Here is a 13,522-nt window from a genome sequence, read left to right as displayed (position 1 = left end):
ATAGGAGGTATCTCTTGCCTGTAACAACTCTTCCAGAAATAGAAAATGTAACTGAAATAAAAAAACCAAATTCTGGAGGACCTTGGAAGGTTGTGCTTTGGGACGATGACTCACATACATACGATTACGTCATTGAAATGCTGGTTGAAGTTTGCTCTATGAGCACCGAAAAAGCGTACGGGCATGCAGTTGAAGTGGACACCGAAAAGAAAACGATTATATTCTTTGGAGAGTTAGAGCATGCAGAGCATATTCAAGACAAAATTCTGTCTTATGGGCCGGATCCAAGAATGTCAAATTCAAAAGGCTCAATGACAGCTACATTAGAAAATTAAAATCCGGCTCTTTAGTGAAAAGAAAGAATGTAAGTTATAAATTCAAAAAAATATTTCTTTCTTTAGCGATTGGGTTTTTCATAATTTCACTCCCTATCCTATATGTATTCGGAAAGGGATATTTTGTATGGAAAGAAAATGAGTCAGTCTCCAGAGCAAACTTAAACAAACTAAACCTCAAAATCCAAAGCTCTACAATATCTACAAAATTAGAACCGGTTAAAATCTATGACAGAGAAGGAATTCTAATAGGAGAGTTCTTACCAAAAAATTTTACATTTATTTCTCCCAAAAATATTCACAATTACAAAATCCTTATTCGAGCGATTCTATCAGCCGAAGACAAAAGATTTTTTGAACACTCAGGGTTTGATCTCTTGGCTATTGTTAGAGCATCAATGTACAATGTATTTAGTTTACAAATTTCTCAAGGTGGCAGCACGATCACTCAACAATTAGCAAAGATAATTTTAAATCTACGCGAAAAAAACTTAGTCAATAAAATTGCTGTCACTTTTTTTGCAATTTATATAGAATTGCATTTTCATAAAGAAGCAATACTCTCTATGTATTTGAATAATATATTTTTAGGAGAGGGTTGTATAGGGTTTGAAGAAGCTAGTCTGAGGTATTTTCATAAGCGTGCAAATGAATTAAGTTTTGCGGAAGCTGCCTTACTAGTAGGAATTGTCCCTGCCCCTTCTATTTACAACCCGATAAAAAATTTACAAATCTCTCTACACAAACAAGAAACGGTACTAAAAAAAATGGTAGAGAATATTCAACTATGCAAAAGAGAGATTTGCGATACAAAGCCAATGAATGTTAATAAAGAGGTGAGCGAATTTAGAGCCACGTACAATATAAAACAAATTCAATCCCCAAATAAAAAATATTGGGTAAGCGATATAGGAAAGTTTTTTAAAAGTAAAGAGTACAAAATAAATCAAACCCCCGATTTCAATGACTCAATTCAAAATCAACTTTCTGATACATTTCAAAGTGAAGAAATCGCAACACTTGGACTCAGCGTGTTCACTACCTTAGATTATGAAAAGCAAAAAATAAGTGAAAAATATATGAGAAAATCCTTAGAAGAGATTCAAAAAAATCTTCAAAGCAAAATACAAAAAAGAAAAATTGATCCAAATATTCTGAATGGTTTAAGCGGAACAATGGTTTCCATGAATCCTCAAAATGGTGAAATAGAAACATATATTGAGAAAAATATTCGAACCGGACAAATCGGAATGGGGAAGATCGAAGAAATTCTGCGTCAGCCGGGGTCTGCAATCAAAGGATTAATTTATGCGATAGCAATCGAAAAAAAAATAATCACTCCTTCTACAATTCTAATAGACGAAAAAATTAATATAAGCGGGTATTCACCAAAAAACTGGTACAAGGGTTATCAAGGAAAAATAATTGTTAGAAAAGCATTTGCCCAATCTGTAAATACGATTAGCGTAATTTTGCTTCAAAAAATCGGGGTTGATAATTTTTTAAAAAAACTGTCTCAAATTCTTTCTAAGCCCGAAAGTGAAATTAGGGAAAGGTTTTCTCCAAACCTAACCCTGGCACTCGGCTCAGGTGAGCTAACTTCTATGGAGCTTGCAATCATATATTCTACAATCGCTAACGGTGGAAAAAAAATTACTCCAAAAAAAATCATAAAAATCTTAGACAAGGATAGCAATAATTTATATCGTCCGAAAATCTCGGAAACTTTTGAACAAGTATTGGATCCTATCGCCTGCGCAATTACCATAAATCTTATGGAGGCTGTAGTGACTGATGGAGGAACTATGAACGTGGGGAAACAACTCACATTTCCAGTTGCAGGGAAAACAGGCACTGTGCAAATTCCTCCAGAAATCAAAAAAAGATGGGGAGGGATTGGAGGAGTAAGAGACTCATGGTTTGCAGGTATTACCCCTTGGGATGTGTCTATTGTGTGGATTGGGAATGATTTTGGCGCACCCGTTCCTTCTTTTAAACACTCTCTTAGTGGAACTGTTTGGTTACAGTCAGTCTTGAGATTAATTAAAAAAAATACTTCCAATAAGGAGCTAATCCCTCTGTTTGAAGGAAATTTTGTAAGAGTAGATATCTGTGCAGACAACGAAAAAATCGACTCACCTAATGTGCCTTGCAAAAAAGTTTTAAAAGAGCAATTCTATTATTCTGGGACAGAACCAAAAATAGAATTTTATAACCCCAATCAAGAAAAAATTTTAGATAGTAAAATAGACAGTTTAGAAAATGAAGAAAATTTAGAAGAAGACATAACTACAGAAATTCCTTTAGAAGAGTAAAATTTTTTGCTTTTTCAGACAAAATATAATTTTCATCCATCGACCATAAAAAAATCCAAGGTGCATCTTCTTCAATGGTATCAAACGAATCTCTTAGCTCTTTTTGGCTTAAACTTTTTCCGTCTCTTGCTTTAAGAATAGTAGTCTGAATTTTTTGATTATTATAAAATCCTCGATTTCCCGAATTTCCAAAATTCAATGAAGAAAAAAGAGGATCTAAATAATTTAAAATAGAATCAGAGTCTAAAAACCAAGAAAGTAAAGTTAAGTCCCCTTTACCTTCTCCATTTTCCTTGTACAACTGAATTTTTTCCATTGGCAAAATTTTTGTATGAATTCCTAAATCGTTTAGATTCTTTTGAATCGAAAGACCTATGGCTCTATTCTCATCGTCTCCTCTCATCCTGAATTCAAAATATCTTTTAGTCACCTCAGGGTAGCATTTTGATTTTTTTAAAAGAGTAATTGCTTGTTGAAGATTGTATTCATAAGATAGTTTTTTAGATTCACGATACAGACCTGAATAATATTTTGGTGGAAGTGAGGCATACACCAAATCAGCGTGGTTCTCTAATAATTTTGTAACGATCAAACTTTTATCAATAGAGTAGTTCAGCGCTTTTCTAAAGTTTTTATCAAAGCAAAAATTAGAATTATTTATAGCAATGTATTGAATAGAACTTCCTTTGTTTTTAACGATACTAGCTCCCGATCTCTGAAATTCACCGACCAAGAAATACGGAATTTTCAAGGTATCCAAAATGTTTTTTTTAAATAAAAAAATCCCTGTAGAAGATTGAGGGATTACTTTCAATACAATACTTTGCGGAAGATTTTTTTTCAAATCAAACACATTTCTAGTTAGCTGTATTTCGTCGTTTCGATTCCAGTTTTTTAAACTGTAAGGGCCTGTTGAAATAAAAATTTGTTCTTTACCATAGCTCGAAGCCTGATAAATTGAAGAGAAAGAATTAGAAAGAAGCTCAAATATTTTTCGATTTTTTTTATCTACCAAAATAGAAAATTTCTTATCAGAATCTTTGTAGAATTTTAAAATAAAAGTATAATCCGATCTTCGAGGGCTATTTTCTGTCCTCAATCTATTTAGAGAAAAAATTACATCTTTGGAAGTTAAAATTTCTCCTGTGGAAAACTTTATTTCATTTAATTCAAAATTCAAGCTCCAAGCCCCATTCTTTTTTTTCCAAGTATGTTTTTTTATAAGTCTTGATTTCAAAAAAATTCCTTTTTTGTTTTCAAATAGTCTTTCAAATAGAAATTGATTTAGCTTTTTAGAAGAAAGATCAGTAGAAAATAATGGATCTATCGAATAGGGATCGGAAGGAATTCCCATCATAACACAATTTGCGTTATTGGATTGTTTTTCAGGGTTACAAAAAATGAGTGCAAATAGGATAGAAAAAAGATACAAGGTATTCATGGGAAAAAACCGTGAAAATTTTTGGTAGAATTTTTCAATACGCTTACAAGTATAAAACAAGACTAATTTTTGGAATCCTTTTATCGTTTTTGGTCTCCGTATTCAATGGAGCTTCTTTGACCAGCTTAATTCCCATTTTTGATTCCCTAGGAGCCGGTGAAAACACAAAATTTCAAATCGCACTTACCAAAAGAGACAAACTCTTACTTCAAAAATCAGAGCATAAAGAAAAATTATCGAGAATAGATCGCTTAGAATTTGAGATTGCAGATTTGAAAGAAACGATGAATAAAAAGTTTGAAAAAATGACCCCGGATGAAATCGTGTTTTTTTTCTGCTCCTTAGTATTTCCGATTTATATTTTAAAATTGATCTGTTTATCTGGAACAGTATATTTTATTACATCCACAGGTTTTCTGGCTATTAGAGACTTGCGAGCAGAGTTGTATGAAAAAATATTTGCCTTACCAATGAATTTATTCATCAGAGAAAAAACAGGAATCTTAATGAGTAGAATCATCAATGACGTAGATGTACTTGGAAAAGTAATAAGCACAGATTTAAAAGATGCTATCAACGATTTCTTCTATATAATAACGCACCTACTTATTTTATTTTTTCTTAGCTGGAAAATGTTTCTAATCGTATTTATTGTAATACCACTGATCATGGGACCGATTACTGCTTTTTCTGACAAAATCCGAAGAGCCACAAAAAATCAACAAGAAAGACTCTCGGCACTATATGGTCATCTTCAAGAAGTGATCGCCGGGATTCGAGTAATTCGAGCTTTTTCCATGGAAAAGGGAGAAGCCGGAAGATTTTTAAAGATCAATGGAGAGCTTTCCGATAAAACTTTTAAAGGTCATTTCTATCATCAAGTAGGCCCGGCTCTGATTGAATTATCAGGGTCAATCGTATCGGCTATATTTTTAGCTTTTGGAGCCTATATCATTTCTGAAGAGAATTTCTCAAAAGGAATGTTTATGGCGTTTTTTCTCACTCTCATTTTTCTGATGAGACCCATGAAACAAATGAGCGTAATGTTCAATTTAATTCAATCTGCAAGATCGGCTGGAGAAAGAGTTTTTGAGCTTTTAGACTCTAAGATTGAAATTCAAAATATTTCTAAACCTAAAATTTTTACAGGACTTAGAAAAGAAATCCGATTAGAAAATGTCAGCTATCAATATCCGGAATCCGAAAACCATGCACTTTCAGAGATCAATCTCACCATAAAAAAAGGAGAGACAATCGCATTAGTGGGGTCCAGCGGATCAGGGAAATCTACCTTGACAGATTTAATCGTCCGACTTATTGATCCTATTTCTGGAAAATTGAGCTTTGATGGAGTTGATCTTAGAGAAATAGAGCTTGGTTCTATTCGAGAAAAAATTGGAATAGTTTCCCAACAAGTATTTTTGTTTAATGGAACGATTAGAGAAAATATTATTTGTGGTAGAGTAAATGCCAGCGAAAAAGAAATCAGAAAAGCAGCAGAAGATGCATTTGCAACTGAATTTATAGAAAACTTAGATCAAGGATTTGACACATTCATCGGAGAAAGAGGGGTCATGCTATCAGGTGGTCAAAGACAAAGAATCTCTATTGCAAGAGCTTTTTTAAAAAATCCTGAAATATTAATTTTAGATGAAGCTACCTCTGCACTCGATACCGAATCTGAAAGACTCGTCCAAATAGCCTTGGAAACTCTATACAAAAACAGAACAACCATACTAATTGCACACAGACTTTCTACAGTTCAAATCGCTGAAAAAATCTTTTGCATGGAAAATGGAAGGATAATCGAAAGCGGGAACCATCAAGAGTTAATTGACTTAAACGGGAAATACAAAAAACTCTACGACCTAAACTTTGCAGAAGTTTAAGACTCTGACTCTATTTCTATTTTTTCGTTTTGTTCGTCTTCAGAAAGAGGTACAGGGTTTTCTAAATTATCTAATAATTTTTTTATTACAAGAAAATACGGTGTTACCTTGGACTGAATCTTATTCCCAAATTTTTCTGTATAGGTTTTCACCAGAGAAGCATTTTCTTTTTCATCTATAGGAAATGTTTTTTCAACAAGTCCACTCCACACTTCTTCGGAAGTTTTGCAATTTACGAGCTGACCGATTGCGAGAATAGCAATCTGATCGGACTTTTGTGACTCTCTAAGCCGAATTGTAAAAATTCCCTGAATTTTAGAATCCTCTTTGCAACTAAATTTCTCATTTCTTTTTACATATACGATAAATTCTTTATGATGAGAAATATAATTTTTTGTCATTTCAAATATCAAACCTATTTCTTCTTTTGCCATTGCACGATTGTTTTCTACAACTACCACAATTCTTTTTAAAGTCTTTAGATCACTTTCTAAATTTTTGGATCTTTTAACCTCTGTGGTAGAGCACCCAATAAAAAAAAGCCATACTATTATTATAGAGAAATTTTTCATAAGTCTATTTCTTCTTTTTCAATCCCTTCTTTTTTGCTTGAGGTAATTTTTTCTTTTTAGTTTTGATTTTGTTTTCAATATTTTTATTTACAATAGAAGTAGATTGAACTTCTGAGCTTTCTTCAAGAACAGTCTTTTCAGTAGTCTCCCAAAGCGGGTGCTCTTTTTCAATATCTGCAAATTTTTTATTGGAATATACAATCGAAAGTAAAGACGGATACAAAGTAAAGGCTACAATCAAAGAAGAACCTATTCCAATGCAAGCAACTAAGCCCAAAGAGTGAAGACCTCTATGCTCTGCAATGAGAAGCACTCCCCAACCTACAAGAGTAGTCAAAGTGGAAGCCGTGATTGCGGGACCTACTTTAGAAATCGCAACAGAAATATCTTTCTCTTCTTTAAATCTGTAAAAAATATAAATGCCATTTTGTATTCCATAACCTATTACAATAGGAAACACAAGTATGTTCATGAAGTTGATTTTCTGACCCGACAAGCCCATAATTCCAAGCATTACTCCTATTCCGATGATCAACGGGAATAGGGAAATAACGGCAGGAAGAAGTCCCCTGAAGAAAATCACAAGAATAACAGTGACTAAAATCAAGGTGGCAAAAAATGTAGTGAACCCTTCTGACTGTACAATTTTTGCAAGTCTCGCAAACAGGATTACGCTCCCCGATGTATTTGCCTTCTTTGTTAATTTTCGAACTTCCTCTAATGACTTAAAAGGTCTTTTCTCTACAATAAATTTAGAAGTTCCTGGAAGAATTCCGACTCTTTCAAATTTTTCTTGCGAGAAGGTATTCAGCGCTTGTAGAATTTTTCCTTCTTCTTCTTTATCAAAATTTTCTTTAATCGGTATAAATTTAGAGCTTACTTTCTCTCCATTTTCAACATACAAAAGAGTATTCAATGTTCTTTTGCTAATCACTGGAAATTGAAACTTGGAAACAAATGAATAAAAATTTAAAAGATCTTTACCATGCCAAAGTGCGATCTTAGGATAAATAAAAATCATAAATCCTTTTTCTTTACTGGTTGGCACTTCTCTAAACTGATTGTAAAAGACTTTAGGAACATCTTCAATAGAAAATTGCTTGACATTCATATATTTTTTTACTACAGGGAGGTATTTTCTTTGATGAGGTTTTAAAAAAGCAGGCTTCACTCTTTTTATATCTTTATTTATCTTGTGCAAACTTTTTATATTTTCTTTTTGCTGAGAATACGGTGGTACAAAATTCCAAATGGATACAACTTGATCTACAGAATTTGCCATTTCTTTCGGCACTGGAGTGAAATAATCAAACACAGCTTCTGAGTCTTCCAAGGTATCCAAAACTATCGCTTGAGGATCGCTCGATATATCAAACCTGTCTCCAATCTCATCGTATAAAAGCAAGGACTCTTGGTTTTCCAATAATAAATCTCTTCCACTATAATTGAATTTTACATCAAAAGCAAAATAACCAATAGCAACTATGGAAAGAATACTTACTAAAAGTATAATCGCAGGACGACCATAAATTCTAAATAAAAATGGAGATATAGTTTTCTCCTTTTCTTTTAAAATAATTATTGTTTTTAATTTTGGGAATATTTTCAATAGAATTGCAATTTGTAGAGCAGTTACAAAATACATGGATAGTGCAATAAGAAAAATTCCATAACAGGCAATCAATCCAAATTCACTAAACCCCCTAAATTCAGAAAACATCAATACTACAAAAGCTGAGGTTGTAGTCAAAGCCGAGCTTAGAGAAGCAATTCCTGTATGATAAATAGTTTCTTTTACGGAAAATAAAAAATCATCGCTTTTCGTAAACTCCTCACGAAACCTATATAAAAATTGAATTCCATAATCTATTCCAAGCCCCATCAAAATAGCGGCCATAATACTGGTGATAGTATTTAACCTACCAATTACGATATAGGTGACTCCAAAGGTTAGGATCACACCTGTTACTAAAGAAAGAACAAGTGTAAAAATAAATACCGGATTTCTAAAAAAGATTAAAAGTAAAATAGTTATCCCAAGTAGAGAAGCAAAAGATACAGGCTTTAAGGCATTCATAAGACTGTCGTAGTCATCGAGATTCAATTTATACGTGCCGGTATAGCCTACCTTGATTCCCTCTGACTCTATATTCATTTCTTTAATTATAGATTGAACCTTGGCATCAAATTCTCGAATAAAGCCGATATCCGTAAAAATTCCCGTGGGCTTTACGAGCAGTAATAGCATTCCTTTATCTGGAGAGATATTGTACTCGTCAAAAATATCTCTTTTAGCGAGTTTTTGGTACTTCGTAAGTATATCCGTAAAATCCGGATTGTATTCTTCCTTAGTAAGTTGGATATAGAATGGATTGAGTTTTTCGATTTCAAGATCTATTTTTTTCTTTACTCTTTTTCCAGACTCATAAATATCTTCAGGCAAAATAAACAAAGGAAGTCTTTCTTTTATAAAACTGGTGTCATAGCGGTAAGAGATGTACCTAACGTCTTTTTCTTTTAAGAGTCTCGCATTTAGTATATCTGCGTATTTTTTTAGTAACAATTCTTTTGCTTTGTAATAAGAAGAAAATTTGTTTTTCTCTTCCTCTGCGAGTTTTAATTCATTTTTATATTCTTCGAGTTTTCCTTTACTTTTTGCCATATAGGCATTTTTTAAGTGAAATTCTTTTTTGTACTCATCGTTGAATTTTAGTACAATAATATAAAATCCATTTCCACCGATCATCTCAATTACTTTTTTTGCTTTTACAACTTCCGGGTAATTTTCCGGAAGTAGATCAATCTGATTGGAATTGATTGTTAGTTTTGTTGCTAAATACACAGAAATAGTTGTAATGCAAATTAAAACTAAAAGAGAAATAAATGGTCGAATGAGTATTAGATCACAAAATTTGGATAATATTTTTTTCATTATTTGGAAATCTTCTTTAAAATGGAAATCACTTCTTTTATGCCTTTCTTTTTATACATTGGCTCAATTTGTTTTGTTCTGTTTACTTCAGAAACCCTTTTTCCCTCTGTAATAAAGTCGCTAATTAAAAACTTTCCGTTATTTTCAGTAAGTACCCAAGAAAATGCAACCTTTTCGGAACCTTGGTAAAGAACGGAAGATCCGATAACTGCCTCTTCTCCTTTGATAACTGGTTTTTCATAATTAATGTCCACTTTATCGAAATATTTTAAAGCGATTGGAAACGATTTATTAATAATATATTCTTTCAATGCATTTTCAAATTCTTTTTTATCGGAAGAGCTAAGGGAATCAAAATGGTTTTTCAAAAGATTTTTTGCAAATTGGTGGGTATCTACAAACTCAATTGCCTTATTATTTTTCTTGTAACGAATAAAACCAATCATTTTTTTTACAGAAGAGAGTGCGTTGTCTTCAAGTGACATAGCTTCTTTTTGTTCTTCTGCTTGTTTCTGTGGTTCTGACGAATCCGATTTTTTAACTTCTTCTTTTGGTGGCTCTGCGTAAATAGAAATGGATACGGATAGAAAAATTTGCAAAAAGTAAATAAAGAAAACTTTCAATGTTAAGACCTCACGTTTTTATTTTATAAAATATTAAATACAGTAAGAAGTTATTTCTTTTTGAAGTCAAGAATAATGAGAATGAAAGAAATTGAATTTTAATTAAATTATAATTCAATTGGATTTCAAATCAGAAATCATTTTTGCTATTCTCGATACTCCCTTATCAATAGCTTCTTGCCCTAATGCATAAGACAATCGTATGTAATTGTCGTCTCCAAAAGCAATTCCCGGGACTGCAGCCACTTCATACTTCTCCAAAAGATAACTACAAAACAGAGAGCTTTTTGAGGATTCGTTAGAGCCTGTTAATAATTTTTGGAATCCGGGCAATTCATAGACTTTTTTTATTTCAGGGAATACATAAAAAGCACCTTGTGGGGTCTTGCAATTTACTTCAGAAATATTATTGAGTGAGTTCACAATTTTTTTACGTCTATCGTCAAAAGCTATGAGCATTTCTTTAATACAGGACTGATCCCCTTTGAGTGCTTCTTCTGCAGCATACTGTGCAATAGAGCATGCGTTTGACGTTGACTGCCCTTGAATGGTATCCATATTTTTTATTATCGTAGGGTTGCCGGCTCCATAACCAATTCTCCACCCGGTCATAGAATAGGCTTTGGACACACAATTGGCTATGAATGTTTTTTCTTTCAATTCTTCGGAGAGCATTGCAGGATTTGTAAATTGAAAATCGTCATAAATTAAATTTTCGTAAATATCATCACTGAGTATTAAAATATCTTTACTTATAAGTATATCGCATAACGCTTCTAAATCTTTTTTTGAATAGCCTGCGCCTGTCGGATTTGAAGGAGAGTTAAAAATAAATACTTTTGTTTTTGGAGTAATTGCTTTTTTCAACTGCTCCGGGGAGATCTGAAAATTATTTTCTGACTTTGTTTCCACAAGAACCGGAGTCCCCTCTGCAATCTTTACTATATCGGGATAGCTAACCCAATAAGGCGAAGGAATGATTACCTCGTCTTTTGGGTTTAGGACTGCCATAAAGAAATTATAAATAACTTGCTTTCCGCCTGCCCCTACAATAATATTTTTACGATCGTACTTTAATTGGTTTTCTCTTTGAAACTTTGTAATAATTGCATCTTTTAAGCTCACAGTACCAGACACTGGAGTGTATTTTGTCTTTCCTGAATCGATTGCTTTTTTTGCAGCCTCTTTGATATGAACAGGAGTGTCAAAATCAGGCTCTCCTGCTCCAAACCCGACAATATCTTTTCCCTCTGCTTTTAGTGCGTTTGCTTTTGCGGTAATCGCGAGTGTTGGTGAAGGCTCTACTAAATTTAGTCTATTGGCTTGTAATAACATTTTTTTATCCTATTCATTTATACTGTTGCTAAAACTTTTTCCGGCTCTAAAGATTCACAAAATTGTTCAAAAGTATAAATCTCGTATTCATACCCTTGCTCTGTTAAAAAGAGTTGTCGGTTTTGTCCGAATCTTTCTTCACTCGAATCTCTGGATATCAGTGAATAAAAAACCGCAGTGTTGTCGTTTTGCTTTGGACGTAAAATTCTTCCAAGTCTTTGAGCTTCTTCTTGTCTTGACCCGAATGTACCTGAAACTTGAATTGCAATATTTGCATCCGGCAAGTCAATGGAAAAGTTTGCCACTTTACTGACTACTAAGGTTCTAATCTTTCCTGTTCTAAATGCGTCGTACAATTCTTGCCTTTCACTAAGCGGAGTTTTTCCGGTAATCAAAGGAATTTTAAATTTATCTGCAATAGCTTCTAATTGGTTGATGTATTGACCAATGATTAAAATATTTGACTCACTGTGCTTCTGTAAAATTTTTTCGATAGCTTTCATTTTATCTGGATTCTCTGAGGCCAAGCGAAACTTTTCTCTGTCGTCTGCAACCGAATATTTTAATCTCAATTCTTCTTCCATGGAAACTCGAATCTCAATACACTTTGCCTCTGCGATCCAAGATTTATTTTCTAACTCTTTCCATGGAACGTCGTATTTTTTTGGACCGATCAAGCTAAACACGTCTTCTTCCAATCCATCTTCTCTAACAAGAGTTGCAGTCAGCCCAAGCCTTCTCTTTGCCTGTAGTTCAGATGTCATACGAAAAACTGGTGCAGGCAAAAGATGCACCTCATCGTACACAATTAAACCCCAATTATTTGCGCTGAATATATGGAAGTGCGTAAAATCAGAGCCTTTCTTTTTTCTATGTGTTAAAATATTATACGTAGCAATTGTAATAGGTTTAATCTCTTTTGTCTCTCCAGAATACTCCCCTATATCACTTTCGGGAATATCTGTCTTATCTAAGATTTCATTTTTCCATTGACGAATAGACAATGTGTTTGTTACCAAAATCAAAGTTTCTGCACCGATGATTTGCATTACTCCGATCCCTACTATTGTCTTGCCTGCACCACAAGGAAGTACGACTACCCCAGAACCTCCCTCGTTTCTTCCACCAGCGTGAAATACTTCTACAGAGGCTCTCTGGTAATCTCGCATTCCAAAATTTCTTCCGCCAATAGTAACCGGTTTTAGATTGAATCCGTATTTATTTCCTTCATCGTATCCGGCAAGGTCTTCTACAGGAAATCCGATTTTAATCAAAGCCTGTTTGATATGGCCTCGATATTCTTTTTTCACAAGGATCTTATCGTCTTTCATCCTTTCTTGGATAAAAGGCTGTATTGCGCGATGGTTACTAATCTCTTGCAAGAATCCGGGCTCATTGGAAATAATAACTAAGTCTCCGTTGTCTTCTTTTACGAGCTTGACCTTACCGTATCTGCCTATTTGCTCTTTAATTTCATTAATTACATTTTTAGGGACTGAGTATCTGGCAAATTTTTCTAATGACTCAATAATTTCATCGGCAGTCATCCGAATAGAAGCTGCATTCCACAAAGACAAAGGAGAAATTCTATAGGTATGCAAATACTCCGGACTTTTTTCAAGCTCTGCAAATTTAGAAATCATGGATCGGCAATCTTCAAACTCAGGGTTATCCACTTCCAAAAGCATAGTCTTATCACTTTGCACAATCAGAGGTTTACTCATTTATAATCCGCCTTTTTGCCAAGCCTGAAAAAAAAGGTGATTTTGTCAAGCTCAAAATTTAGACTATCCAGCGACGAATGTTTTGTCCTCTTTGTAAATATTTTCCTGCCTCTCTCGCATCGTGGCTTTTTGTGTTTCTATAAACATAGTTTTCCGAAAAATTTTTCAATGTTTTAAATGAATTTAATTTATAAATAAAACCGGTTGAAAAATCTTTTAACTCATCTTCTTTTAACTCAGGCAAATCAAACAGTAAATTGATTTCATTTCCTTCGCTCAATACTCCTGTGATGATTCGATTCCCGTTGTAGTTTGGAATTTTTTCTGAAATTTTTTCCATAGTCATATTTGTTTCC

The 13,522-nt window shown here is 33.5% G+C and carries 10 protein-coding genes; 3 read left to right on the top strand and 7 right to left on the bottom strand.

Annotated features, from left to right (window positions below):
• Window positions 1-14 precede the first annotated feature (14 nt).
• Together HS129_02390 and HS129_02385 are read left to right on the top strand one after the other, a co-directional pair.
• On the top strand, window positions 15-335 hold the full coding sequence (locus HS129_02390) for an ATP-dependent Clp protease adaptor ClpS (GenBank protein MBE7410902.1): 321 nt from the start codon (window positions 15-17) through the stop codon (window positions 333-335).
• A 14-nt stretch (window positions 336-349) separates the two neighbouring features.
• Entirely contained in the window at window positions 350-2,650 is a 2,301-nt protein-coding gene (locus tag HS129_02385) for a transglycosylase domain-containing protein (protein ID MBE7410901.1), read from the top strand.
• On the opposite strand, the gene HS129_02380 is transcribed toward HS129_02385, so the two are convergent.
• Window positions 2,625-4,091: an ABC transporter substrate-binding protein gene (locus HS129_02380; protein ID MBE7410900.1), complete on the bottom strand. Its 1,467-nt coding sequence runs from the start codon at window positions 4,089-4,091 to the stop codon at window positions 2,625-2,627. The genes HS129_02385 and HS129_02380 overlap by 26 nt on opposite strands.
• Before the next feature lie 11 nt (window positions 4,092-4,102).
• On the opposite strand from HS129_02380, the gene HS129_02375 reads away from it, so the two are divergent.
• Window positions 4,103-5,980, top strand: a complete 1,878-nt coding sequence (locus HS129_02375) for an ABC transporter ATP-binding protein (GenBank protein ID MBE7410899.1) — start codon at window positions 4,103-4,105, stop codon at window positions 5,978-5,980.
• Here HS129_02375 and HS129_02370 read toward each other — a convergent pair.
• The 6 genes from HS129_02370 to HS129_02345 form a co-directional block, all read right to left on the bottom strand.
• A complete protein-coding gene (locus HS129_02370) occupies window positions 5,977-6,552 on the bottom strand; it encodes an MXAN_6521/LA_1396 family lipoprotein (GenBank protein ID MBE7410898.1) in 576 nt (191 codons plus the stop codon). The genes HS129_02375 and HS129_02370 overlap by 4 nt on opposite strands.
• 4 nt (window positions 6,553-6,556) lie before the next feature.
• On the bottom strand, window positions 6,557-9,484 hold the full coding sequence (locus HS129_02365; GenBank protein MBE7410897.1) for an MMPL family transporter: 2,928 nt from the start codon (window positions 9,482-9,484) through the stop codon (window positions 6,557-6,559).
• Window positions 9,484-10,107: an ABC transporter substrate-binding protein gene (locus tag HS129_02360; protein ID MBE7410896.1), complete on the bottom strand. Its 624-nt coding sequence runs from the start codon at window positions 10,105-10,107 to the stop codon at window positions 9,484-9,486. Before HS129_02360 ends, HS129_02365 begins: the two co-directional genes overlap by 1 nt.
• A 114-nt stretch (window positions 10,108-10,221) precedes the next feature.
• Window positions 10,222-11,442, bottom strand: coding sequence for a pyridoxal phosphate-dependent aminotransferase (locus tag HS129_02355; protein MBE7410895.1), 1,221 nt, complete (start codon window positions 11,440-11,442; stop codon window positions 10,222-10,224).
• Window positions 11,443-11,459: 17 nt separating this feature from the next.
• Window positions 11,460-13,166 (bottom strand): DEAD/DEAH box helicase, encoded by a 1,707-nt coding sequence (locus HS129_02350; protein ID MBE7410894.1) that lies wholly within the window; start codon window positions 13,164-13,166, stop codon window positions 11,460-11,462.
• A 58-nt stretch (window positions 13,167-13,224) separates the two neighbouring features.
• Window positions 13,225-13,512, bottom strand: coding sequence for a hypothetical protein (locus HS129_02345; protein ID MBE7410893.1), 288 nt, complete (start codon window positions 13,510-13,512; stop codon window positions 13,225-13,227).
• Window positions 13,513-13,522: the final 10 nt, after the last annotated feature.

It is taken from the genome of Leptospiraceae bacterium (assembly GCA_015075105.1).
In the GTDB taxonomy this organism is placed as follows: domain Bacteria; phylum Spirochaetota; class Leptospiria; order Leptospirales; family Leptospiraceae; genus JABWCC01.
Note: the sequence above shows the minus strand (reverse complement) of the source record. Positions and strands in the feature narration are given on the sequence as shown.

Coding starts and splice junctions, on each gene's coding strand:
- HS129_02380 (MBE7410900.1), bottom strand. CDS start 4,091: ATGAATACCTTGTATCTTTTTTCTATCCTATTTGCACTCATTTTTTGT.
- HS129_02370 (MBE7410898.1), bottom strand. CDS start 6,552: ATGAAAAATTTCTCTATAATAATAGTATGGCTTTTTTTTATTGGGTGC.
- HS129_02365 (MBE7410897.1), bottom strand. CDS start 9,484: ATGAAAAAAATATTATCCAAATTTTGTGATCTAATACTCATTCGACCA.
- HS129_02355 (MBE7410895.1), bottom strand. CDS start 11,442: ATGTTATTACAAGCCAATAGACTAAATTTAGTAGAGCCTTCACCAACA.
- HS129_02350 (MBE7410894.1), bottom strand. CDS start 13,166: ATGAGTAAACCTCTGATTGTGCAAAGTGATAAGACTATGCTTTTGGAA.
- HS129_02345 (MBE7410893.1), bottom strand. CDS start 13,512: ATGACTATGGAAAAAATTTCAGAAAAAATTCCAAACTACAACGGGAAT.